Source organism: Janthinobacterium sp. RA13 (assembly GCF_000745325.1).
In the GTDB taxonomy this organism is placed as follows: Bacteria; Pseudomonadota; Gammaproteobacteria; order Burkholderiales; family Burkholderiaceae_D; genus Janthinobacterium; species Janthinobacterium rivuli.
This window is the reverse complement of sequence record NZ_JQNP01000001.1, coordinates 4,039,895-4,062,906: the sequence shown is the minus strand read 5'-3', so window position 1 is coordinate 4,062,906 and position 23,012 is coordinate 4,039,895. Positions and strand designations below refer to the sequence as shown.

General features: G+C 62.6%; 19 protein-coding genes and 1 pseudogene. All 20 read left to right on the top strand.

Going from position 1 to position 23,012, the window contains the following annotated elements:
- Positions 1–151: 151 nt before the first annotated feature.
- Entirely contained in the window at positions 152–2,305 is a 2,154-nt protein-coding gene (locus FG13_RS17970; RefSeq protein ID WP_035823072.1) for a M3 family metallopeptidase, read from the top strand.
- Between the two features lie 113 nt (positions 2,306–2,418).
- A complete protein-coding gene (locus tag FG13_RS17965; RefSeq protein ID WP_034753881.1) occupies positions 2,419–2,631 on the top strand; it encodes a VF530 family DNA-binding protein in 213 nt (70 codons plus the stop codon).
- 11 nt (positions 2,632–2,642) lie between these two features.
- Entirely contained in the window at positions 2,643–2,921 is a 279-nt protein-coding gene (locus FG13_RS17960) for a DUF4404 family protein (protein ID WP_035823070.1), read from the top strand.
- Between the two features lie 237 nt (positions 2,922–3,158).
- Positions 3,159–5,420, top strand: coding sequence for a YgiQ family radical SAM protein (locus tag FG13_RS17955; RefSeq protein ID WP_035828431.1), 2,262 nt, complete (start codon positions 3,159–3,161; stop codon positions 5,418–5,420).
- A 161-nt stretch (positions 5,421–5,581) separates the two neighbouring features.
- Positions 5,582–5,809 (top strand): annotated as a pseudogene (locus tag FG13_RS31275) (zinc-ribbon domain-containing protein); the annotation flags it as partial.
- Between the two features lie 375 nt (positions 5,810–6,184).
- Positions 6,185–6,733, top strand: a complete 549-nt coding sequence (locus tag FG13_RS30965; protein WP_035823066.1) for a hypothetical protein — start codon at positions 6,185–6,187, stop codon at positions 6,731–6,733.
- Between the two features lie 65 nt (positions 6,734–6,798).
- Complete coding sequence (locus FG13_RS17940; RefSeq protein WP_035823060.1) at positions 6,799–7,506, top strand: hypothetical protein; 708 nt, start codon at positions 6,799–6,801, stop codon at positions 7,504–7,506.
- 65 nt (positions 7,507–7,571) lie between these two features.
- Complete coding sequence (locus tag FG13_RS17935) at positions 7,572–8,696, top strand: zinc ribbon domain-containing protein (RefSeq protein ID WP_152598802.1); 1,125 nt, start codon at positions 7,572–7,574, stop codon at positions 8,694–8,696.
- Between the two features lie 8 nt (positions 8,697–8,704).
- Positions 8,705–9,805, top strand: coding sequence for a zinc ribbon domain-containing protein (locus tag FG13_RS17930; RefSeq protein ID WP_035823054.1), 1,101 nt, complete (start codon positions 8,705–8,707; stop codon positions 9,803–9,805).
- Positions 9,806–9,965: 160 nt separating this feature from the next.
- Complete coding sequence (locus FG13_RS17925) at positions 9,966–10,847, top strand: EamA family transporter (RefSeq protein ID WP_035823052.1); 882 nt, start codon at positions 9,966–9,968, stop codon at positions 10,845–10,847.
- A gap of 207 nt (positions 10,848–11,054) precedes the next feature.
- Positions 11,055–12,014, top strand: a complete 960-nt coding sequence (locus tag FG13_RS17920) for a sugar ABC transporter substrate-binding protein (protein ID WP_035823050.1) — start codon at positions 11,055–11,057, stop codon at positions 12,012–12,014.
- Between the two features lie 79 nt (positions 12,015–12,093).
- Positions 12,094–13,647 (top strand): sugar ABC transporter ATP-binding protein, encoded by a 1,554-nt coding sequence (locus FG13_RS17915; RefSeq protein WP_035823048.1) that lies wholly within the window; start codon positions 12,094–12,096, stop codon positions 13,645–13,647.
- A gap of 18 nt (positions 13,648–13,665) precedes the next feature.
- Positions 13,666–14,637, top strand: coding sequence for an ABC transporter permease (locus FG13_RS17910; protein WP_035823046.1), 972 nt, complete (start codon positions 13,666–13,668; stop codon positions 14,635–14,637).
- 9 nt (positions 14,638–14,646) lie between these two features.
- On the top strand, positions 14,647–15,702 hold the full coding sequence (locus tag FG13_RS17905; RefSeq protein ID WP_035823044.1) for a LacI family DNA-binding transcriptional regulator: 1,056 nt from the start codon (positions 14,647–14,649) through the stop codon (positions 15,700–15,702).
- Complete coding sequence (rbsK, locus tag FG13_RS17900) at positions 15,699–16,607, top strand: ribokinase (protein ID WP_035823041.1); 909 nt, start codon at positions 15,699–15,701, stop codon at positions 16,605–16,607. Before FG13_RS17905 ends, rbsK begins: the two co-directional genes overlap by 4 nt.
- Positions 16,608–16,611: 4 nt before the next feature.
- A complete protein-coding gene (gene rbsD, locus FG13_RS17895) occupies positions 16,612–17,004 on the top strand; it encodes a D-ribose pyranase (protein ID WP_035823039.1) in 393 nt (130 codons plus the stop codon).
- 134 nt (positions 17,005–17,138) lie between these two features.
- Positions 17,139–19,940 carry an EAL domain-containing protein gene (locus tag FG13_RS17890; protein ID WP_235211761.1) on the top strand — a complete coding sequence of 934 codons (2,802 nt, stop codon included), beginning with the start codon at positions 17,139–17,141 and terminating at the stop codon, positions 19,938–19,940.
- 169 nt (positions 19,941–20,109) lie between these two features.
- A complete protein-coding gene (locus FG13_RS17885; RefSeq protein ID WP_035823037.1) occupies positions 20,110–20,508 on the top strand; it encodes a DUF3597 domain-containing protein in 399 nt (132 codons plus the stop codon).
- Positions 20,509–20,695: 187 nt separating this feature from the next.
- Positions 20,696–21,259 (top strand): alkyl hydroperoxide reductase subunit C, encoded by a 564-nt coding sequence (gene ahpC, locus FG13_RS17880; protein WP_034753905.1) that lies wholly within the window; start codon positions 20,696–20,698, stop codon positions 21,257–21,259.
- Between the two features lie 98 nt (positions 21,260–21,357).
- Complete coding sequence (ahpF, locus tag FG13_RS17875) at positions 21,358–22,953, top strand: alkyl hydroperoxide reductase subunit F (protein WP_035823034.1); 1,596 nt, start codon at positions 21,358–21,360, stop codon at positions 22,951–22,953.
- Positions 22,954–23,012: the final 59 nt, after the last annotated feature.

Sequence of the window (23,012 nt, the reverse complement as noted above, 5' to 3'; positions counted from 1 at the left end):
GATGTTGATTGTAGACCGTGGTAAACCGCGCAGTTGGCGTGATGCACCACAGGATCGCCCATGTTGGATGACGCCTGTGTGACAGACTGCTATGATCTGCCACTGGCCCGCGACGCGATCGCGGTTCTTCCCGCGCTTCCTGAAAGATGTCATGATCCGTCCACAACTGCTCGTCATCGCCGCCAGCGTCATGCTGGCCCACGCCGCCCCATCCGCCATGGCTGCCGCCACTGCAAAATCGGCGCCCGCCGCTGCCGTCAGCGCCCAGAACCCCCTGCTCAAAGTGAGTCCGCTGCCATTCCAGATGCCGCAGTTCGGCCTGATCAAGGATGAACACTATGCGCCCGCGTTTGCCGAAGGCATGAAACGCCAGTTGGCCGAAGTCAACGCGATTGCCAGCAACCGCCAGGCGCCCACGTTCGAGAACACCATCGTGGCCCTCGAGCGCACGGGACAGCTGCTGCACCGAGTGCAAAGCATCTTCAGCAACATGACGTCGACCAACACGAACAGTGTGCTCGAAGCGGTGGAAGTGGACGTGTCGCCGAAACTGGCCGCGCATGGCGACGCGATCACCCTGAATCCGAAATTGTTTACCCGCATCGACACCCTGTACGCCAAGCGCGACAAGCTGGGCCTCGATGCCGAATCCTTGCGCTTGCTGGAACGCTATCACACGGATTTCGTGCGCGCCGGCGCCAAGCTGTCCGATGCGGACAAGGAAAAACTGAAAGCCTACAACGCCGAGCAGGCGGGCCTGGAAACGGCCTTCGCGCAAAACGTGCTGAAGGAAACGAATGCCAAAAGCATCGTCGTCGACACGCGTCTTGAGCTGGCCGGCATGACGGACAGCGATATCGATACGGCCGCCGCAGCCGCCAAGGAACGCGGCTTAAGCGGCAAGTTCCTCATCGCCCTGGTGAACACCAGCGGCCAGCCGCCATTGGCCGTATTGACGGATCGCAAGACGCGTCAGCGCCTGATGGATGCGTCGCTGAACCGCGGCAGCCAGGGCGGCGAGTTCGACAACCGCGCCATCGTATTGAAACTGGCCAAACTGCGCGCCGAACGGGCCACCCTGCTCGGTTACGCCAACTACGCCGCGTACTCGCTGGAAGACCAGACGGCCAAGACCACGACGGCCGTCAACACCTTACTGTCGGAATTGGCGAAACCGGCCGTTGCCAACGCGCGCCGCGAAGCGGCCGACCTGCAGCAAGTGGTCGATGCGGAAAAGGGCGGTTTCCAGGTAGCGGCGGCCGACTGGGCCATCTACACGGACAAGCTGCGCAAGCAACGTTTCAATTTCGATGAAAACGAACTGAAACCGTACCTAGAATTGAACAGCGTGCTGAACAACGGCGTCTTCTTTGCCGCGAATAAACTGTACGGCATCAGTTTCAAGGAACGTAAAGATCTACCGGTGTACAACCCGGACGTGCGCGTGTATGACGTGCTGGACGCCAACGGCAAGCCGCTGGCCTTGTTCATCGCCGACTTCTATGCGCGCGGCAACAAGCATGGCGGCGCGTGGATGAATGAATACGTGTCGCAATCGTCTTTGATGGGCACGCATCCGGTGGTGGCCAACCAGTTGAATATTCCAAAGCCGCCCGCCGGCCAGCCGACGCTATTGACGTTCGATGAAGTGACGACCATGTTCCACGAATTCGGCCATGCGCTGCACGGCATGTTCTCGAACGTGAAATATCCGCGCTTTGCCGGCACCAGCGTGCCGAGCGACTTCGTCGAGTATCCATCGCAAGTCAATGAAATGTGGGCCGTCTGGCCGGAAGTGCTGCAAAACTACGCCAAGCACTACCAGAGCGGCGCGGCCATGCCGCAGGAATTGCTCGACAAGGTGACGGCGGCGAAGAAATTCAACCAGGGGTTCATGACGACGGAATACCTGTCGGCGGCCCTGCTGGACCAGCGCTGGCACCAGTTGGCGCCAAGCCAGATCCCGACCGACGTGCTGGCCTTTGAAGCGGCATCGTTGAAAGACGCGGGCGTCGATTACGCGCCCGTGCCGCCGCGCTACCGCACCAGTTACTTCTCGCACAGCTTCTCGGGCGGCTATTCGGCGGCCTACTACGCTTACCTGTGGTCGGAAAAGCTGGACGCGGAATCGGTCAACTGGTTCAAGGAAAACGGCGGCCTGACGCGCAAGAATGGCGACTGGTTCCGTAATAAACTGCTGTCGCGTGGCGGCAGCGTCGATGCGCTGCAACTGTTCCGCGACTTCCGCGGCCGCGATGCCACCGTGGAACCATTGCTGGAACGCCGCGGCTTGAACGCCAAGTAAGACGTCCTCATCAGAAGCTTGCGTTGCGTTGACCTGGCGCACGCAAGCTTTCTGTGTCGGCGGCGTAGAATTGAGTAAGATGTAAACAAGAAGGCAGTCGAAAGAAAGAGTTTATGAGTCAGCAAGATTTGAATGGCATTACCCTGGAAGGTATCGTGACGCGCCTGCAAGCCCATTACGGCTGGGATGGCCTGGCCAAGCACATCGATATCAATTGCTTCATCAGCGATCCCAGCATCAAGTCGAGCCTGAAGTTTTTGCGCAAGACCCCGTGGGCCAGAAGCAAGGTGGAACAATTGTTCCTGGACACGCAATTTACCGACTGACAGGAAAAAACATGGATAGCAAACTCAAGGAATCGTTGCAACAGCTGCAATCGACCATCGCATCTGGCGATCCTGTGGATGAAGAAACGCATGGTTTGCTGCAAAAGCTCAATGGCGATATTCAGCAACTGCTGGAAAAGCGCGCCGCGCAGGAGCAGGAAGAAGAGTCGATCACCTATGGCCTGGCCGAGCGCAGCCAGGAATTGTCGGCCAAGTTTGCCGTCAAGCATCCGAAACTGGAGCCGGCGTTGCGGGAATTGGGTGAGATTTTAGCTAATATGGGGATCTGATGTAACCCAGGGAAAAGCTGGGGTCAGACCCCGGAAGGGTCTGACCCCAAGGGCCTTTTTTCCTCAAGTGATTGAAAAATAAACGTTTTTTGTACTGAAATCCAACAGTAAAAAGCAGGCCGTCAGGTTGGAAATGGCCAATTCCGGTACAATCCGTACCCTATGAGCTCCCCTACCAATTTATTTGCGACCGTTCCCAAGCGGTCTGCCCGCGCTGCCGTGGCGCCTTTCCTGCCGATGTCGCGTGCCGAGATGGACGCGCTGGGCTGGGACCAGTGCGACGTCATCCTCGTCACGGGCGACGCCTACATCGACCATCCGAGTTTCGGCATGGCCCTCGTTGGCCGCCTGCTCGAAGCGCAAGGTTACCGCGTCGGCATCATCAGTCAGCCGGACTGGCTGTCGGCCGACGCCTTCCGCATCCTCGGCAAGCCGCGCCTGTACTACGGCATTACCGCCGGCAACATGGATTCCATGGTCAACCAGTACACGGCCGACCGCAAGATCCGCTCCGACGACGCTTACACGGCGAACGCGGAACCGAATAAACGCCCGGACCGCGCCGTCACCGTGTACGCCCAGCGCGCGCGCGAAGCGTATCCCGACGTGCCCATCGTCATCGGCAGCATCGAAGCGTCCCTGCGCCGCATCGCCCATTACGATTACTGGTCGGACAAGGTCCGCCGTTCCGTCTTGCCCGATTCCAAGGCCGATTTGCTGATCTTCGGCAATGCCGAGCGGGCGCTGGTCGACCTGACGCATCGCCTGGCCGCCGGCGAACACATCAAGGATATCCGCGACTTGCGCGGCACGGCCTTCATGGTGCCGTCCGGCTGGTTGCCTGGCGACGACTGGGGCGTGCACAACTCCACCCGCGTCGACGTGCCCGGCAAGGTCGATCCGCACTACAGCCCGTACGAGATGGTGCAGGAAGACAAGACCGCCTGCGCCACGGAAAATGCGTCGAAATCGGCCGAAGTCATCAAGCCGATCCGCATCATGAGCCGCGAAGAGCGTCTGGCCATGGCCAAGGAAAAGCACGACAAGACGGTGGTGCGCCTGCCCGCGTATGACGTCGTCAAGGATGACCCCGTCATGTATGCGCACGCCTCGCGCGTGTTCCACCTGGAATCGAATCCCGGCAATGCGCGCGCTATGGTGCAGGCGCACGGCGAGCGCGACGTGTGGCTCAACCCGCCGCCGCTGCCGCTGGCCATGGACGAGATGGATGGCGTGTACGACATGAATTACGCGCGCGCCCCGCATCCAAGTTATGGCAAGGCGCATATCCCCGCCTGGGAAATGATCCGCTTTTCCGTCAACATCATGCGCGGCTGCTTCGGCGGCTGCACCTTCTGCTCGATCACGGAACACGAAGGCCGCATCATCCAGAGCCGCTCGGAACCGTCGATCCTGCGCGAAATCGAGCATATCCGCGATAAAACCAAAGGTTTTACGGGCACCATTTCCGATATGGGTGGCCCGACGGCGAATATGTACCGCCTCGCCTGCAAGGAAAAAGAGATCGAAGTGTCGTGCCGCCGCCTGTCGTGCGTGTACCCGTCCATCTGCGTGAACCTGGGCACGGACCACAGCAAGCTCATCTCGTTGTACCGCAAGGCGCGCGCCATTCCCGGCATCAAGAAAGTGCTGATCAGCTCAGGTCTGCGCTACGACCTGGCCGTGCGTTCGCCCGAATACGTCAAGGAACTGGTGACGCACCACGTCGGTGGCCTCTTGAAAATTGCGCCCGAGCACACGGAAGAGGGGACTTTGTCGAAGATGATGAAGCCCGGCATCGGCGCGTATGACGAGTTCAAGGAAATGTTCGACCGTTTCTCCCTGGAAGCGGGCAAGAAGCAGTATCTGATCCCGTATTTCATTGCCGCCCATCCGGGCACGACGGACGTGGACATGCTGAACCTGGCCCTGTGGCTGAAGAAAAACAATTTCAAGCTGGACCAGGTGCAAACTTTCATGCCCACGCCGATGGCCATGGCGACGACCATGTACCACACGCGCAAGAATCCCTTGCGCAAGGTCACGGCGGATTCGGAAGTGGTGGAAACGGCCCGCAGCGGCAAAATCCGCCGCACGCATAAAGCCTTCCTGCGCTACCAAGATCCGGCCAACTGGCCGATCCTGCGCGAAGCTCTGGTCAACATGGGCCGTGGCGACTTGATCGGCAATGGCGACAAGCATTTGATTCCGGCCTGGACCTCGTCCGAGTCGGGCGGCCTGGCCGCAGGCGAACGCAGCCGCCAGACGCATGGTGCCGGCACGCCGGACAAGTTCAAGGTCACGCCGGGCAAGAACCGCATCGCCCTGGGCGGCACGGCCGCCGCGCCGAAGGCGACAGCCGTCGAATCGAAAGTGCGTCCATCGATCCTGTCGACCATCAAAACGAAGGCCAAGCCGGCCGCCGTGCCGATGGGTCGTGGCGGCAAGCCGCCAGCCAAGGGCGGCCATGCCGCACCGGCACGGGGCGGACGCAAGTAAGCCAGCGTCACTGTCCCCGGCATCGACTGAGAACCCGGCAACGCATACAGCGTTGCCGGGTTTTTTGCCATCTGCGCACCAACATGGGGCGCAGCACGCCATGCTGGCAGGATTTTTACCAATATTTAAAAATTGAATAGAGCAAAAGGCAATTTTCCCTTGTGGCAACTTGGTATTTGAAAATATACTCGTTGAACATTTACCCGTACGTCAACAATACTGCCATTCTGGCAATCGCCAGCGTACGCGGCTCCCAGCGTTTAGATGAAAAGAGATGCCAATTGAAATGCCTTTCCTGCCAGGCCGAGAATAAGCCGGGCGCCAAATTCTGTTCTTCCTGCGGCACGACGTTTGCCGTTGCCACGACCGTTGCCGCGCCGGTGCCGGGAAAATCCTGTGGCCAGTGCGGCCATGACTGCAAGCCGGACGCCCGGTTCTGCCCCAAGTGCGCGTTCAGCTTTGCCGTGGCGCCGGTGGCCGCAGCGGTGCCGCCGCCGCTGCCAGAGCCGGTCATCGCGCCGGAGATTGCTCCCGTCATTGAACCTGTCATTGAACCCGTCATTGAACCCGTGTCGGTGCCTGAGCCTGCCCCGGCACCGGTGGCGGAACCGGTCGCGCCACCTGCGCCGCCGCCGGTGCTGGAAAAGCGCCGTGCTGATCCTGTCCCTGCGCCCGCCCCTGCACGGGAACCAGAAGCCGCTCCCGCAGCAGTGACAGACAGGGTTCCCGACACGCCGGATGACAGCCTACCGGCTGGCAAGCGCATGAAACTGATCGCCGCGGCCGTCGCAGCGGTGGTGCTGCTGGGCGGTGCGGGCGCTTACTATTTCTTGTCAGGCAAGCCGCCTGTTGCCGTGCCTGAACCGGAGCCAACCTTGGCAGTGCAGGAAGACCCTGCGGCTGCCGCCGAGCAGCCGCTGGCCATCGATGACGCTGCGCTCGATGGCGGCTCGGCGGGCGACCTTGCCGCGACACCTGCAGCCGAGCCTGAGCCAGAGCCAGCGGCAGCGCCTGCTCCGGCACCCGAGCCGGCTCCAGCAGCGGCCCCAGCCCCTGTCGTGGAAAAACCGGCCAAGCCCGTCAAGGTGACCCCGCCACCGGCGCCTGTCAAACAGACGACCGGCCTGGAAAGCGTGATCACGGACAGCCTGTCGGAAGCGAGCCACTGCATGAGCCAGCGCAAATACGACTGTGCCATTGCCAATGCGAATGCCGTGTTGCGCATGGACAAGGGCAACCGCCCTGCGCAGGACATCAAGCGCAAGGCGAAGGAAGCGCAGGACAAGGCGCTGTCGCAAATTCAGATCGAGTAAGCCGCGGCTTGCCTCCCATTCCTATTTTGATTCTTTCGGAGAATAACGTGAAAAACTTGAAACAAATGGCCAAGCCCCTAGTGGCGATGCTGGTCGTGTCGTCGATGCTGGCCGGCTGCGCCGCGCCGGGCGGCCCTGGCGCCACAGGCAATACCACCACCGCAGGCACGGAAGCGGCCAGTGGCGAATGCAATACGGCCATGCTGGCCGGCATCGGCGCCGTCGTGGGCGGCTTGCTGGGTGGCGGCAACAACACCGTGCGCGGCGCGGCCCTGGGCGCCAGCCTGGGCGCGCTCGCCTGCGTGGCCCTGAATTATCAAAGCCAGCAAGTCAAGACGGCGCAGCAGGTGCAGACCGACTACAAGGTGGCCAACAAGGGCAAGCTGCCCGAGCAGTCGACCCTGGTGAAATACGAGACGGGCTTTACGCCGTCCTCCGTGCGTCCGGGCCAGAAGGCGCAGACCAATTCGTACATCGAAGTGGCGGCCGGCACGCGCGATCCGAACCCGCTGGTGGAAGAGGAATTGAGCCTGTACAAGCCAAATGGCGACCTGATCAAAACCGTGCGCAAGGTGGTCAGCAGCAATAACGGCAGCGGCGCCTACAAGGGCGGCTTCTCGATTCCCATGCCTGAAGGCGTGCCGCAGGGCATTTACCCGGTACGCACGGCGCTGTACCTGAATAGCAAGCGCGTCGGCGGCCAGGACGTCAAGCTGCAGATCGTCCAGCGCCAGGCGCCCGCGAACGAGTTGCAACTGGCGCTCGCCTACTGACACAGCATGACCATGGGACGGCCAGGCAGGCCGTCCCCTCCCGATTCACCCCTTCCAGGCCAGACATGACCATTTCCACACAAACACATCAACCTCTTCCCTTTTCCTCCGCCGTGGGCTCGCTGATCGAAGCGACCGACGCCATCAGGAACTTTCGCGCGATTGCGCTGCTGGCCCTGACCTTCATCAGCGCCGTGCTCGTCGGTGGCGTGCTGACGATGCTTGCCGGCGGCATGAGCAGTCCGCTGCTGGTCTTTGTCGGTGGCCTGATGGCTTTCCTCGTGATGTTTTACGGCTCCAACGCCGTCGGCATCATGCTGATGCGCGATGCGCAAGGCCAGCCTGGCATGAGCCTGGTTGATGCCATGCTCGTTTCGCTGTACACGAGCCACCGCCTGATCGCGGTCGTCTTCCTTGAATTTTTGATCGTGCTGGCGGCCATGATCACCATCGCCATCATCTTGTTTGTATGCAAGATTCCCGTGCTCGGCCCCGTGCTGTACACGGTCGTCTTCCCGCTGTCGGCCATCGTGCTGGGCGTGCTGGTGTTTGCGCTGTTCTACGTGATGCTGCCGCTGGCCGGCCCTGCCGCCTGGTCGGGCGCCACCATATTCCAGATCATTGCCCGCCTGAACCTGATCGTGCGCACCAAGCTGGTGTCCGTGATTCTGCTGGAAGTGCTGCTGTTCCTGATCACGACGTTTGTGGCGCTGCTGATCTTTGGCGTGGTCGGTACCGGCGTATCGCTGACCAGCGGCATGTCCGCAGGCATCCTGGGCCTGGGCGGCCAGATGAATATGTACACCCTGGCTTCGGGTCTGAATGGCGGTTCCGGCTACATCATCGCAGCGGGCCTGGGCGGCGGCTTGCTGCTGGCGGCCGCGGCCGTGGTACCTGGCCTGATCTTCACCAAGGGCGTGTGCATCATTTACCTGAACGCCACGCGCAATGTCGATTTCAGCGCCTCGGAAGCGAGCCTGAACGACGGCCTGGCCACGGTCAAGAAAAAAGCCGAGGAAGCGCGTGACCGTGCGCGCGCCCTGGCCGAGCAAGCTGCGGCACCGGCCACGCCAGCCGCTCCCGCTGCTTCGGCCGCTGCGCCGGCCGACAGCCTGCAATGCCCGAGCTGCAAAGCGCCGGTCGCGTCCGATGACGTGTTCTGCGGCGCATGCGCGCATAAACTCAAGTAAGGCACACCATGGCTCACTTCTGCACCAAATGCGGCACCGCCCATGTCCCCGGCGCGCGCTTCTGCGATGAATGCGGCAAGGCTGTCAACGCCGCACCGGCGCCCGCGTCCGCTCCTGTACCGGCATCCGCACCAGCCGCGACGCCGGCGCTGTCCGGCGTGAAGCGGCGCCACGTGGTGATCGCCGGCGGCGTGCTGGCGGTGGTCGTCGTGGCTGGCGGCGCCCTGGCGTGGCTGCTGAAGCCAGAGGCGGCCTCGGCCAGCAGTTTTAGCCGCGCCATCGATGCCCACCTGGCCGCTGACGAGGCGGTGCGCGACAAGCTGCTGTGCCTCACCAACTTGCCGTACCAGAAGGAAGAGATCCGCGTGGCGTCGTACGACAGTTCGACCCGGCAATGGCTGGATATCCTCGTGCGTAGCGGGCTGTACAACGCCCCCGTCGAACAGGGCAGCGGTGGTTGGGTTGCGCAATCGCAATTTGTCTACGCGCTGGCCGCGCCGGGCAAGGCGGCCTTGCGCGGTGACAAGCTGTGCGTGGCCAAGGGCGTGAAAGTGGCCAAGGTCAGCGGCTACGATCAGGTGCGCGACCTGGGCGTACAGCAAGTGGCGATGGCCAAGGCCACCCTGACGCTGACCGATGAGGCGGCGTGGTTCGCCAAGTCTGCGGATCGCGCACTGATCCTGCAGCGCTTGCCGGACGGCGATCTGCAAGTGCGACTGCCGATGGCGCTGGTCGACAAGCAATGGCAAGTCATCGACGAAACACAGATGAGCCAGGCGGCCATGAGCGGTGTGATAGGCAAAGCGCCAGCCGCGCAGGGTGCGGGCATGCTGGACAAGCTGAAAAGCGTGTTCAGCTTTGGCGGCCACCCGGCGGTGGGGAAATGGCAGGCGGCGATGGGCAACGTCCTGGAATTTACAAGTGACAGCGTGATCAATAACGGCACCTCGACCAAGGCCACCTTCACCACCAAGGGCAATACCGTGACGATCGCTCCGGAAGGCGCGGGCGAAGCGGCCATGGATATTATCGTCAGCGACGATGGCAGCACGGCGCAGATCAGCATGGGCGGCGTGCGGGTAACGACCCTGCGCCGCGTGCGCGATTAAATCTGTCAGGCGGCGCAGCTTGCCGCCTGATCTGCTTCCCCGAGCCCGGCCATGCCGGGCTTTTTTACGTCCGCAGGCAGCGGCGCGCACGCCCATTTGTCTTGACATCAAGATAGTTCGCGTCCACACTGAGTTTTTATCTTAGTGTCGAGATAGTTGTATGGCTTCTTCTTCCGTCCGCCCCGCCTGGGGCGATATTCTGCTCACGGCGCTGGCGCCCCTGATCTGGGGTTCCACGTATATCGTCACGTCCGAACTGCTGCCGCCCGACCGGCCCTTCACGGCGGCCCTGATCCGCGTGCTGCCGGCCGGCTTGCTGTTGCTGCTGGTCATGCGGCGCCTGCCCGCGCGGCGTGACTGGATGCGCGTGCTGATCCTGTCCGCGCTGAATATCGGCGTATTCCAGGCGCTGCTGTTCGTGGCCGCCTACCGCTTGCCGGGCGGCCTGGCGGCCGTGGTGGGCGCCATCCAGCCGCTGCTGGTAATGGGCCTGGCCTGGGGCGTGGAAGGGCGCCGTCCGGCCCGCCTGGCCCTGGGGGCCAGCGTGCTGGGCGTGGCTGGCATGGGTGTTTTGTTGCTGTCGCCGCGCACCGTGTGGGAACCGATCGGCATCGCCGCCGCGCTGGGTGGCACGGCCTGCATGGCGGCCGGCACCTATCTGACGCGGCGTTGGAAGCCGGACTTGCCCGTGCTGGCGCTGACGGGCTGGCAATTGCTGCTCGGCGGCCTGATGCTGGCGCCCGTCGCCTGGCTGGCCGACGCGCCCTTGCCGGCGCTATCCCTGCAGCAAGTGCTGGCCTACGCCTACCTGTGCCTGGCCGGCGCCCTGCTGGCGTACGCCTTGTGGTTCCGTGGCATCGCCAGGCTGTCGCCCGTGGCCGTCTCCTCGTTGGGACTGCTCAGTCCCCTGATGGCCGTCGTGCTGGGCTGGGCCTTGCTGGGCCAGACCATGACGGGCTGGTCGATGCTGGGCTTGCTGCTGGTGCTGGCCAGCGTGCTGGCCGTGCAGTGGGCCAGCGCCCGTCCCGCAGCAAATTCCTGAATCCACGCATTTTCCCTCGCCAGGCTGATCGCATCAGCCTGGATGTTTCCCTCTGGGCGCCGCCTTTTTGCTGCACCGCACATACAGTTTTGCTTGCACTGTAATAGGGCATTGAGGCACTATTCGCTTCGCGCAAACGTTTGCGCGCAACGAATTTCCTAAAAAGCATGCAGTACACGTGCTTGACCAACAACTCTGGAGACGCTCATGACATCCCGTATTCGCCTGAAAATGATTGCCGCCGCTGTCCTCGTGTGTGCCTTGCCCGCCGTGCCGGCGATGGCGCAGACACCTGCCAAACCGAAGGTCGCATTGGTGATGAAGTCGCTCGCCAATGAATTTTTCCTGACCATGGAAAATGGCGCCAAGGCGCATCAGAAGGCCAATGCCGCCAAGTACGACTTGCTGTCGAACGGCATCAAGGATGAAACGGATACGTCGAGCCAGATCAAGCTGGTCGAGCAAATGATCGTCTCGCGCGTCAACGCGCTGGTGATCGCCCCGGCCGATTCGAAAGCGCTGGTGCCGGTGCTGAAGAAAGCCATCGACGCGGGCATCATCGTCGTCAATATCGACAACAAGCTCGACGAAGGCGCCCTGAAAGAGAAGGGTATTTCCGTACCGTTCGTTGGCCCGGACAACCGCAAGGGCGCCAAGGTCGTCGGCGACTTCCTGGCCAAGCAGATCAAGAAGGGCGACCCGGTCGGCATCATCGAAGGCGTCTCCACCACCTACAACGCGCAGCAGCGCACCCTGGGCTTCCAGGACGCCATGAACGCGGCCGGCGCCAAGGTCGTCAGCGTGCAGTCGGGCCAGTGGGAAATCGCACCCGCCAATACGGTCGCGGCCGCCATGCTGAACGCCAATCCGAACATCAAGGCTTTGCTGTGCGGTAACGACAACATGGCCATCGGCGCCATTTCCGCCATCAAGGCGGCCGGCAAGACGGGCAAAGTGCTCGTCGTCGGCTACGACAACATCAACGCCATCAAGCCGATGCTGGCCGATGGCCGCGTGCTGGCTACCGCCGACCAGTTCGGTTCGCAGCAAGCCGTGTTCGGCATCGAGACCGTGCTGAAAGCGCTGGCGCAGAAGAAGAAACAGGTCGATCTGGGTGGCGTCATCGAAACCAAGGTCGAACTGGTCGCCAAGGGCGCCAAGTCCTGATCGTTTGATCCCGCCGGGGCCAGCGCCATCGCAACCTTGCTGGCGCCGGCCCCGCCGTCTTTTTCCGCGGAGTTTTATCATGCCCATCGACATCCCCCCGGCGCCATCAGCCGCCACCCCTCTATTGACCCTGGATAACATCGGCAAGTCCTATGTCGGCCCCGTGCTGGGCGGCGTGGGTCTGCGCTTCGCCCCTGGCCAGGTGCTGGCGCTGACGGGCGAGAACGGCGCGGGCAAGAGCACCCTGTCGAAGATCATCTGCGGCCTGGAGCAAGCCACCACGGGCACGATGCTGCTCGACGGCAAGCCCTACCAGCCCGCCTCGCGCGGCGCCGCCGAGGCGCTGGGCATCCGCATGGTGATGCAGGAACTCAATTTGATTCCCACCCTGTCGATCGCGGAAAACCTGTACCTGAAAAACCTGCCGCAGCGCTTCGGCTTCATCGACCGTACGCGCCTCGAACGCGACGCGCGCGAACAGATGGAAAAAGTGGGCCTGGGCGGCCTCGATCCGTGGACCCTCGTGGGCGAACTGGGCATCGGCCACCAGCAAATGATCGAGATCGCGCGCAATTTGATCGGCGCCTGCCGCTTGCTGGTGTTAGATGAGCCGACGGCCATGTTGACGCACCGCGAAGTGGAATTGTTGTTCCTGCAAATTGAACGCCTGAAAGCCGAAGGCGTGTGCATTATCTATATTTCCCATCGCCTGGAAGAACTCAAGCGCGTGGCCGACCGCATCGCCGTGCTGCGCGATGGCCAGCTCGTCTGCGACGACGATATCGCGGGCCATTCCGCCGCCGACCTGGTCAGCCTGATGGTGGGCCGCTCGGCCGACGATGCGGTGGACTTGAGCGGGCGCACCATCGGCGCGCCGCTGCTGCGCGTGCGGGGACTGGCGCGCGGCAAGGTCGTCAACCCGACCTCGTTCGACTTGCGCGCCGGTGAAATCCTCGGCATCGCCGGCCTGATCGGCTCTGGCCGCACGGAATTGCTGCGCCTGATCTTCGGCGCCGACCGTGCCGATGCCGGCGACGTGTTCCTTGGCGACAGCGAAACGCCGGCCGCCTTGCACTCGCCGCAGGCAGCGGTGAAGGCCGGCATCGCCATGATCACGGAAGACCGCAAGGGACAAGGCTTGTTGTTGCGCCAGTCCATCGCCGTCAACACGACCCTGGCGGCGCTCGACACGGTCAGTGGCGCGGGCTGGCTCAACGACGCGTCCGAAGCCTCGGTGGCCGACGATTATATTCAACGCCTGGGCATCCGTTCGCGCAACAGCGCGCAAACGGTGGCTGAATTGTCCGGCGGTAACCAGCAAAAGGTGGTGATCGCCCGCTGGCTGTACCGCGACTGCCCCGTGATGTTGTTCGACGAGCCCACGCGCGGCATCGATATCGGCGCCAAGTTTGATATTTATCAGGTGCTGGCCGAACAGGCGCGCCAGGGCAAGGGCCTCGTCATCGTATCGAGCGACTTGCGCGAACTGATGCTGATCTGCGACCGCATCGCCGTCATGAGCGCCGGCAGCATCGTCGACACCTTCGAGCGCGGCGCCTGGAGCCAGGACGCGCTGCTGTCGGCCGCCTTCTCCGGCTATTTGACCCCCACTTCCACTCCAGCTGCGGCCTGATCCGCCGGAAAGATTCCCATGACCACTACCTCTTCCCCATCGTATCTGCAGCGCAGCCTGGCCGACCTGAAAAACTATGCGGGCCTGATCGGCGCCCTGGTCGCCATGTGCGTGCTGTTCTCGTTTGCCAGCGAAAACTTTTTCACTCTGGCCACCTTGAGCACCTTGTCGAACAATATCCCGACCCTCGTCGTGATGGCCGTCGGCATGACCTTTGTCCTGATCATCGGCGGCATCGATTTGTCGGTCGGTTCCGTGATGGCGCTGGCCGCGTCCGTGCTGTCGCTGGCCGTCGTGCACTGGGGCTGGCCCGTGTGGAGCGCGGCCCTGCTGGGCATGTTCGTTGCCGCCCTGTGCGGCGCCACGACGGGCCTCATTTCCGTCGGCTGGCGCATTCCCTCGTTCATCGTTTCCCTGGGCGTGCTGGAAATGGCGCGCGGCATGGCGTATCAGGTGACGAACTCGCGCACGGAATACATCGGCAGCGCCGTTGACGGCATCAGCTCGCCGATCGCCTTCGGCCTGTCGCCCGCCTTCATCGCCTCGATCGCCATCGTCGTCATCGGCCACCTGGTGCTCACGCGCACGGTGCTGGGACGCCACTGGATCGGCATCGGCACGAATGAAGAAGCCGTGCGTTTGTCCGGCATCAATACAAAACCATCGAAAGTGCTGGTGTTTGCCTTGATGGGTTTTCTCGCCGGCGTGGGCGCGCTGTTCCAAGTCTCGCGCCTGGAAGCGGCCGACCCGAACGGCGGCGTGGGCATGGAATTGCAAGTGATCGCCGCCGTCGTGATCGGCGGCACGAGCCTGATGGGCGGACGCGGTTCCGTCATCAGCACGTTTATTGGCGTATTGATCATTTCCGTGCTGGAAGCGGGCCTGGCGCAAGTGGGCGTGTCCGAACCCGTGAAACGCATCGTCACGGGCCTGGTGATCGTCGCGGCCGTCGTGCTCGATACCTACCGCCGCCGCGGTGAACGTTCATAATACTGGCCCATGGCAACCATCAAACAAGTGGCGCAGGCGGCGGGGGTGTCGTTTACCACCGTGTCGCACGTCCTCAACAATACCCGCCCCGTCAGCGACGAGGCGCGCCGCGCCGTGCTGGCGGCGGCGGAGGCACTGCATTACGTGCCCAGCGCGCTGGCGCGCTCCCTGCGCAGCCGCAGCACGGGCACCATCGGCCTGATCATTCCGAATAATACGAACCCGTATTTTTCGGAAGTGGCGCGCGGCATCGAAGACAGTTGCTACGCGGCCGGTTACAGCGTCATTTTGTGCAATTCCGATGACGACCCCGTCAAGCAGCGCGACTATTTAAATGTGCTCTTGACCAAGCGCTGCGACGGCCTGATTTTGTCCGCGCTGGCCGACAGCGATGGCGAATTGCTGCGCAAGATGAAGGTACCGGCCGTACTGCTCGACCGCGCGCCCAGCGACCTGTCCATCGATGCCGTGGCCGTCGACAACCGCGCCGGTGGTGCGCTGGCCGCGCGCCATCTGCTGGGGCTGGGACGCCGGCGCCTCGCCTGCATCGCCGGCCCGCGCGAAGTGAGCATTTCCAATGACCGCATCGCTGGCGTGCGCAGCGCCATGGCGGACGCAGGCGTAGTCCTGGCCGATACGCTGTGCCGCCATAGCGATTTCACGAGCGCGGGCGGCTATGCTGCCGCGCTGGACTTGCTGGCGCTGCCGCCAGGCCAGCGCCCGGACGCCTTGTTCTGCTGCAATGACTTGATGGCCTTTGGCGCCTTGCGCGCCGCCGCCGAGCGCGGCATCGCCGTGCCCGGTGAACTGGCCGTTGTCGGCTTCGACGATATCGACCTGGCCAGCTTCGTACATCCGGCCTTGACCAGCGTGGCGCAAAATACGCGCGAGCTGGGCCACATCACGGCCGCCTGCCTGCTGGCGCGCATCGCCGACCCCGCCTTGCCGCGCCAGCAGCGCAGCATCGCACCCGAGCTGCACGTGCGCGGCTCCAGTGTCGCCGCAGTGCCTGCTTCTGTACCTACTTCTTTACCTGCAACTGAACTGATGGGAATGACATCATGATCGTGGTTATCGGCAGCATCAATATGGACCTGGTCTTGCGCGTACCGCGCATGCCCCTCCCCGGCGAAACCCTGACGGGCGGCGCTTTCCGTACGATTCCTGGCGGCAAGGGCGCCAACCAGGCCGTGGCTTGCGCACGGCTGAGCGGCAAGGTGGCGGGCGCCCAGCAAGTGGCCATGGTCGGCTGCGTGGGCGACGATGCGTTTGGCGCGACCTTGCGCGCGGCGCTGGTGGGCGACGGCATCATCGACAGCCACATCACCACCTTGCCGGGCGTGGCCTCGGGCATCGCTTCCATCCTCGTCGACGACAATGGCCAGAACAGCATCGTGATCGCCGGCGGCGCCAACGATCTGCTCAGCCCCGCGCACATTGACGCGGCAAAAGAGCTGATCGAACAGGCGGACATCGTCGTGCTGCAGCTGGAAACGCCGATGGCCACCGTCGTGCATGCGATCAAACTGGCCCGTTCCCTGGGCAAGACCGTGGTGCTCAATCCCGCTCCGGCGGCCAGCCTGCCGGCAGGCGTGCTGGAACTGGTCGACTACCTGATTCCGAATGAAATCGAAGCGGCCATGCTGGCCGGCGTCAGCCCGGAAGGCGCGGACGCCAAGGCGCTGGCCGCCGCGCTGCAAAAGCTGGGCAGCGACAACGTCATCATTACCTTGGGCTCCAAGGGCGTGCACGCGGCCCTGTATGGCGGCGATTACACCTTCCCGGCCGAAGTGGTGCAAGCCGTCGACACGACGGCTGCCGGCGACACCTTCATCGGCGGCTTTGTGGCGGGCCTGGCATCCGGCATGGACGAGGCGGAAGCGATCCAGCAAGGCCAGCGCGCGGCCGCCTGGAGCGTCACCAAGCCCGGCGCGCAAACCTCGATTCCCCACTTGCACGAGCTGTTCTGAACCCATGAAAAAATCACCGCTGCTTAATATCGCACTGTCGCAACTGATCGCTTCGCTGGGCCATGGCGACATGCTCGTCATCGGCGACGCGGGCTTGCCGTCGCAACCGGGCGTGCCCCTGATCGACCTGGCCCTGACGCGCGGCATTCCCGGCTTCATCGATACCGTGAATACCGTGCTGAGCGAAATGCAGGTGGAATACCATTTGCTCGCCAGCGAATTGCCGCAGCATAATCCGGCCATGGCGGCGCAGGTGGCGGCCCTGGCCTTGCCCGATGCGCGCCAAGTGACGCACGAGGAGTTCAAGCAATTGAGCAAGGGCGCGCGCGCCATCGTGCGCACGGGCGAGTGCAGTCCGTACGCCAACATCATTCTGGTGGCCGGCGTCGTGTTCTAGCGCAAACAATGGCGACATTGTTTGCCAAAAACATCAACGCTATTGTCCTCACTGAAATAGTTATCCATTGGCAAAAGGGGCGGCTACAATAGCCTTACCCCTGCCAGCTTGGCAGCTTCCTGTGGTGTTGCGCCATGCCGATGAAAGCCCCCGACGCTTTCCGCTGCTGTTTCTTCCTGCTGCTGTGCCTGGTCACGCCTGCGCGGGCGCTGGAACCCGTCTCCCTGCATCTCAATTTCACGCACCAGTTCCAGTTCGCCGGCTATTACGCAGCCATCGAGCAAGGCTATTACCGCGAGGCGGGGCTGGAGGTCAAACTGGTCGAAGGCGGTGGCGGACAAATCGCCGAGGCAGCCGTGCTGGCGGGGCGGGCCGAGTATGGCGTGGGCAACAGCACCTTGTTGCTCAGCCGCCTGGCGGGCAAGCCCGTGGTGGTGCTGGCCGTCGTGTTCCAGCATTCGCCCAGCGTGCTGCTGATGCGCCAGCAGGGCGGCGCGCCCGACGTGCGCAAACTGGTGGGAGCGCCCGTGATGATCGGTGCGGCCAGCGACGTGGCCCTTGCCTCCGATGAAGTGTCGCTGTTCCTGGCGAAAATGGGCGTCGCGCCGCAGCAGATGCGCCACTTGCCGCCCAGCTACCGGATCGAGGATTTTATCAATGGCAAGGTCGATGCGATTGCCGCGTACTCCACCAACGAACCGGACTACCTGGACCGGGCGGGCTTTCCCTACTACCAATTTACGCCGCGCACGGCCGGCATCGATTTCTACGGCGACAACCTGTTTACCAGCGAGCAGGAACTGCGCCGCCATCCCGAGCGTGTCAAAGCGTTCCGCGCGGCCAGCCTGCGCGGCTGGCAATACGCGATGGCGCACCGCGAGGAAATGGCGCAACTGATCCACGCCAAATACAGCCAGCGCCACGACCGTGCGCACCTGCTGTACGAGGCGCAGCAGATGGAATTGCTGCTGCAGCCCGTGCTGGTGGAGCTCGGCTACATGAATCCCCAGCGCTGGCAGCACATCGCCGACACCTATGCCAGCATGGGGGTGCTGCCGCGCCATGCCACGGACAGCCGCGCCTACAAGGGTTTTCTGTACCGCCCCGTGCCGGGCGCCGACCTGGGCTGGCTGTATCTGTCGCTGGGCCTGGCGGGCAGCCTGCTGGCCGTATCGGCCGCCTTTCACTTCAACAACCTGGCCCGCGAGCGCCGCCGTACCGAGGAAACCATCCGCCAGGGGGAATTGCGCTTTCGCACCATGTTCGAGGAAGCGCCCATGGGCATCGCCCTGATCGATACCGTGAGCGGACAGTTTCTCGACATCAATCCACGCTACCTGGCCATCAGCGGGCGCAGCCTGGAACACATGAAACAAACGAGCTGGATGGAGATCAGCCATCCCGATGATGTGGCTGGCGAACTGGAGCAGGTGGCGCAGTTGCTGGCGCGCAGCTTGCACGGCTTTCGCCACGCCAAGCGCATCGTGCGGCCCGATGGCGGCGTGGTGTGGGTCGACGCGTCGGTGACGGCCATCGCCACGGCGCGCCATGGCGAACCGCACCACCTGTGCATGCTGGAAGACGTGACGGACAAGCGGCAAACGGAAGCGCTGATCTGGCAGCAAGCCAATTTCGATACCCTGACGCAATTGCCGAACCGGCGCATGTTCCACGAACGCTTGCGCCAGGCCTTGGCCCAGGGCCGGCGCGATGCGAGCCGCGTGGCCATCCTGTTCATCGACCTCGACCATTTCAAGGAAGTCAACGATACGCTCGGCCACCACCAGGGCGATATCCTGCTGATCGAGGCGGCGCGGCGCATCCGCGTGGGCGTGCGCGAGACGGACACGGTGGCGCGCCTGGGCGGCGATGAATTCACGGTGATCCTGTCCGACCTTGATGATCTGCAGCAAGTCGACCGCATCGCGCGGCAGATACTCGACGGCTTGCTGGCGCCGTTCCTGCTGGGGCAGGAGCAGGCGTTCGTCTCGGCCTCGATCGGCATCACCCTGTATCCGGACGACGCGGGCAATATCGAGGACTTGCTCAAGCAGGCGGACCAGGCCATGTATGTGTCGAAAGGGGCGGGGCGCAACCGCTACAGCTACTTTACGCCCGCCATGCAGGTGGCGGCCGTCAACCGCATGCGCCTGGGGGCGGACTTGCGCACGGCCTTGCGCGAGCAGCAGATGCAGCTGTATTACCAGCCCATCGTCGAGCTGCACAGCGGTAAACTTGCCAAGGCGGAAGCCCTGCTGCGCTGGCAGCATCCGCAGCGGGGCGTGGTATGCCCGCCGGATTTCCTGGCGCTGGCCGAAAGCAGCGGCCTGATCGTGGAGATCGGCGACTGGGTGCTGCACACGGCGGCTGCGCAACTGCTGCGCTGGCGCGCGCAAGGCCAGGCCATCGGCTTGCCGGGGCTGCAACTGTGCCTGAACCAGTCGCCGCTGGAATTGCAGCGCGAAGTGGAGGCGCCCGGCACCTGGCTGCGCCAGCTGATGGCGCTCGATGTGCCGGCCTCGGCCATTGTGCTGGACATGCGCGAAGATGTACTTTTACCTAACGGCAATAGCATGGCGCCACGCCTGCAGCACCTGCGCGAAGCGGGTCTGCAGATCGCCCTGGACGATTTTGGCAGCGGCCATGCCTCGCTGACGCAGCTGCAGCAGTGCGGCATCGATTACCTGAAGCTCGATGGCATGCTGGTACGCAAGCTGGCGGACGGCAGTAGCGAGCTGGTGCTGTGCGAAGCCATCGTCACCATGGCGCATAAACTGGGTTTGCAAGTCATCGCCGAGGGGGTGGAGACGCAAGCACAGCGCGCGCTGCTGCTGGAAATCGGCTGCGATTTTGCGCAAGGCGAGCTGTTTGCGCCGCCGCTGTCCATCGAAGCGTTCGATGCGCTGCTGCACGCGCAGCGGCCCTTGCACCCTTGAAACAGGCATCGCCCGCCACCAGATTTCATCCAGGCCTGCGGGACGGGGCTCCCGGCTTGAACGGGCTTATACTCGACGGGCTGGCGCCTGCGCCCGGCTTTGCTGTCACCGGTAGCTAACGGGGTGCGCAGGCAATATTTCTTCCATTCACTCAACTCGAGGTGACCTCATGGGCATTTTCAGCAATATCTACAATAAAATCTTCCACCATTCATCCGACGCCGCACCAGCCGCCACGCCGGCCGCCGCCACGACCGCAGCTGCCGCAGCACCGGCGGCCGCACCTGCCGCGCCAGCGGCTGCCGCGCCCGTGGTGGACGTGGAAGTGGTGCTGGTCGACCTGGCCAGCAAGAACGCGGAAAAACTCAATTGGCGCACGTCCATCGTTGACCTGATGAAACTGCTTCAACTCGACAGCAGCCTGGCGTCGCGCAAGGAACTGGCGCAAGAGCTGCATTTCACGGGTGACACCAACGATTCGGCCAGCATGAATATCTGGTTGCATCGCCAGGTGATGATCAAGCTGGCGGAAAACGGCGGCAAAGTACCGGACGAACTGAAGAACTAAACACCTGGCGGCGGCAGGGGTATCCACTGTCACCGCTATCCAATCGCGTGGGAACTGCCTATCATGGAGTTCCCATGATGTCGTGATAGCTAAAACCAATTGAAACTATTGTGACAATCAATTTTGCATATGGGTTAAAACCCCTTACACTAGAGTCTTACTGATTCACCACACGAGAGGAAATGAAATGTCGCTGATCAATACCCAAGTTAAACCATTCAAGGCAACCGCATACCACAATGGCAAATTCGTCGACCTGACGGAAGCGTCGCTGAAAGGCAAGTGGTCGGTATTCGTCTTCTACCCAGCCGACTTCACCTTCGTTTGCCCAACCGAACTGGAAGATCTGGCCGATCACCACGCTGAATTCCAGAAGCTGGGCGTCGATGTCTACGGCATCTCGACCGATTCGCACTTCGCGCACAAAGCATGGCACGACACCTCGGACGCGATCAAGAAAGTGCAATACGCACTGATCGGCGACCCAACCGGTACCCTGTCGCGCAATTTCGAAGTCATGATCGAAGAAGAAGGCATGGCACTGCGCGGTACCTTCGTCATCAATCCGGACGGCTTCATCAAAGTGCTGGAAGTGCATGACAACGGCATCGGCCGTGACGCATCGGAACTGTTGCGCAAAGTGAAGGCAGCTCAATACGTTGCCGCTCACCCAGGCGAAGTGTGCCCAGCCAAATGGACGGAAGGCGCAGCAACCCTGACCCCATCGCTGGACCTGGTCGGCAAGATCTAAGTCTCGATGCAACACGTAGCAAACAAGTAGTTACCGCGATGCCGGACCGGGCGTCCGGCCCGGCATTCGCCTAAATATTTGTAAAGGAAGAAAAAATCATGTTAGACGCAACCCTCAAAACCCAACTGAAATCCTACCTGGAAAAAGTGGTGTATCCGCTTGAGCTGGTCGCTTCTCTCGATGACAGCGCAAAAGCCCGCGAGATGAAGGAATTGCTCCAGGAAATAGTCCTGTTGAGCGACAAGATCACGCTGGTCGAGCGCCTTGACGCTGGCGTACGCGCCCCGTCGTTCAGCATCAACCGTGCAGGCTCCGACATCGGCGTGCGTTTCGCCGGTGTGCCGCTGGGCCACGAATTTACCTCGCTGGTGCTGGCGCTGCTGCAAGTGGGCGGCCACACCATCAAGTTCGACGAGGCCGTGATCGAGCAGATCCGCAACCTCGACGGCGATTACGAATTTGAAACGTTTATTTCGCTCTCCTGCCATAACTGCCCGGAAGTGGTGCAGGCCCTGAACGCCATGGCCGTGATCAATCCGCGCATCAAGGTCACCACCATCGATGGCGGCGTGTTCCCGAAAGAAGTGGAAGAGCGGCAAATCATGGCCGTGCCGATGATGTTCCTCAATGGCCAGCACTTTGGCCAGGGACGCACGAATGTCGAGGAAATCCTCGCCAAGCTCGACACCAATGCCGGCGCACGCCAGGCCGAAGCGTTGAACAAGAAAGACGTGTTTGACGTGCTGATCGTCGGCGGCGGCCCAGCCGGCGCGGCAGCGGCCATCTACGCGGCCCGCAAAGGCATCAAGACGGGCGTGCTGGCCGAGCGTTTCGGCGGCCAGGTACTCGACACCCTCGCCATCGAAAACTTTATTTCGGTCAAGGAAACCGATGGTCCGAAGTTCGCCATGGCGCTGGAACAGCACGTCAAGGAATACGAAGTCGACATCATGAACACCCAGCGCGCCGCGAAACTGACGCCGGGCAAGTTGGTGCAGATTGAAACGGCCAATGGCGCCATCTTGAAAGCCAAGACCGTCATCCTGGCCACCGGTGCCCGCTGGCGCGAAATCAACGTGCCGGGCGAGAAGGAATACCGCAACCACGGTGTCGCCTACTGCCCGCACTGCGATGGCCCGCTGTTCAAGGGCAAGCGCGTGGCCGTGATCGGCGGCGGCAACTCGGGTGTGGAAGCGGCGATCGACCTGGCCGGTCTCGTGAAACACGTGACCCTGATCGAATTCGGTGCGGAATTGCGCGCCGATGCGGTGCTGCAACGTAAGCTGCACAGCCTGCCTAATGTGACCGTGATCACGTCGGCGCAAACGACCGAAATCCACGGCGACGGCAAGATCGTCAATGGCCTCTCCTACACGGACCGCGTCAGCGGCGAGTCGAAAAAGGTCGAGCTGGAAGGCGTCTTCGTGCAAATCGGCCTGGTGCCGAACACGGAGTGGCTCAAAGGTACTGTAGCGTTGTCGCGCCACGGTGAAATCGAAGTGGACGCCCGCGGCCAGACCTCGATCCCCGGCGTGTTTGCGGCCGGCGACGTCACCACGGTGCCGTACAAGCAGATCATCATCGCCACCGGTGAAGGCGCCAAGGCAGCGCTGTCCGCCTTTGACCACCTGATCCGCTCGGATGACGAGGAAGTGGTCGAAGAGTCGGCAGCGAAAGAAGCATTGACGGCGTAAATCTTTACGCTGAAAAAACCGGAACGGCCGCGAGGCCCTTCCGGTTTTTTTATGCGTAG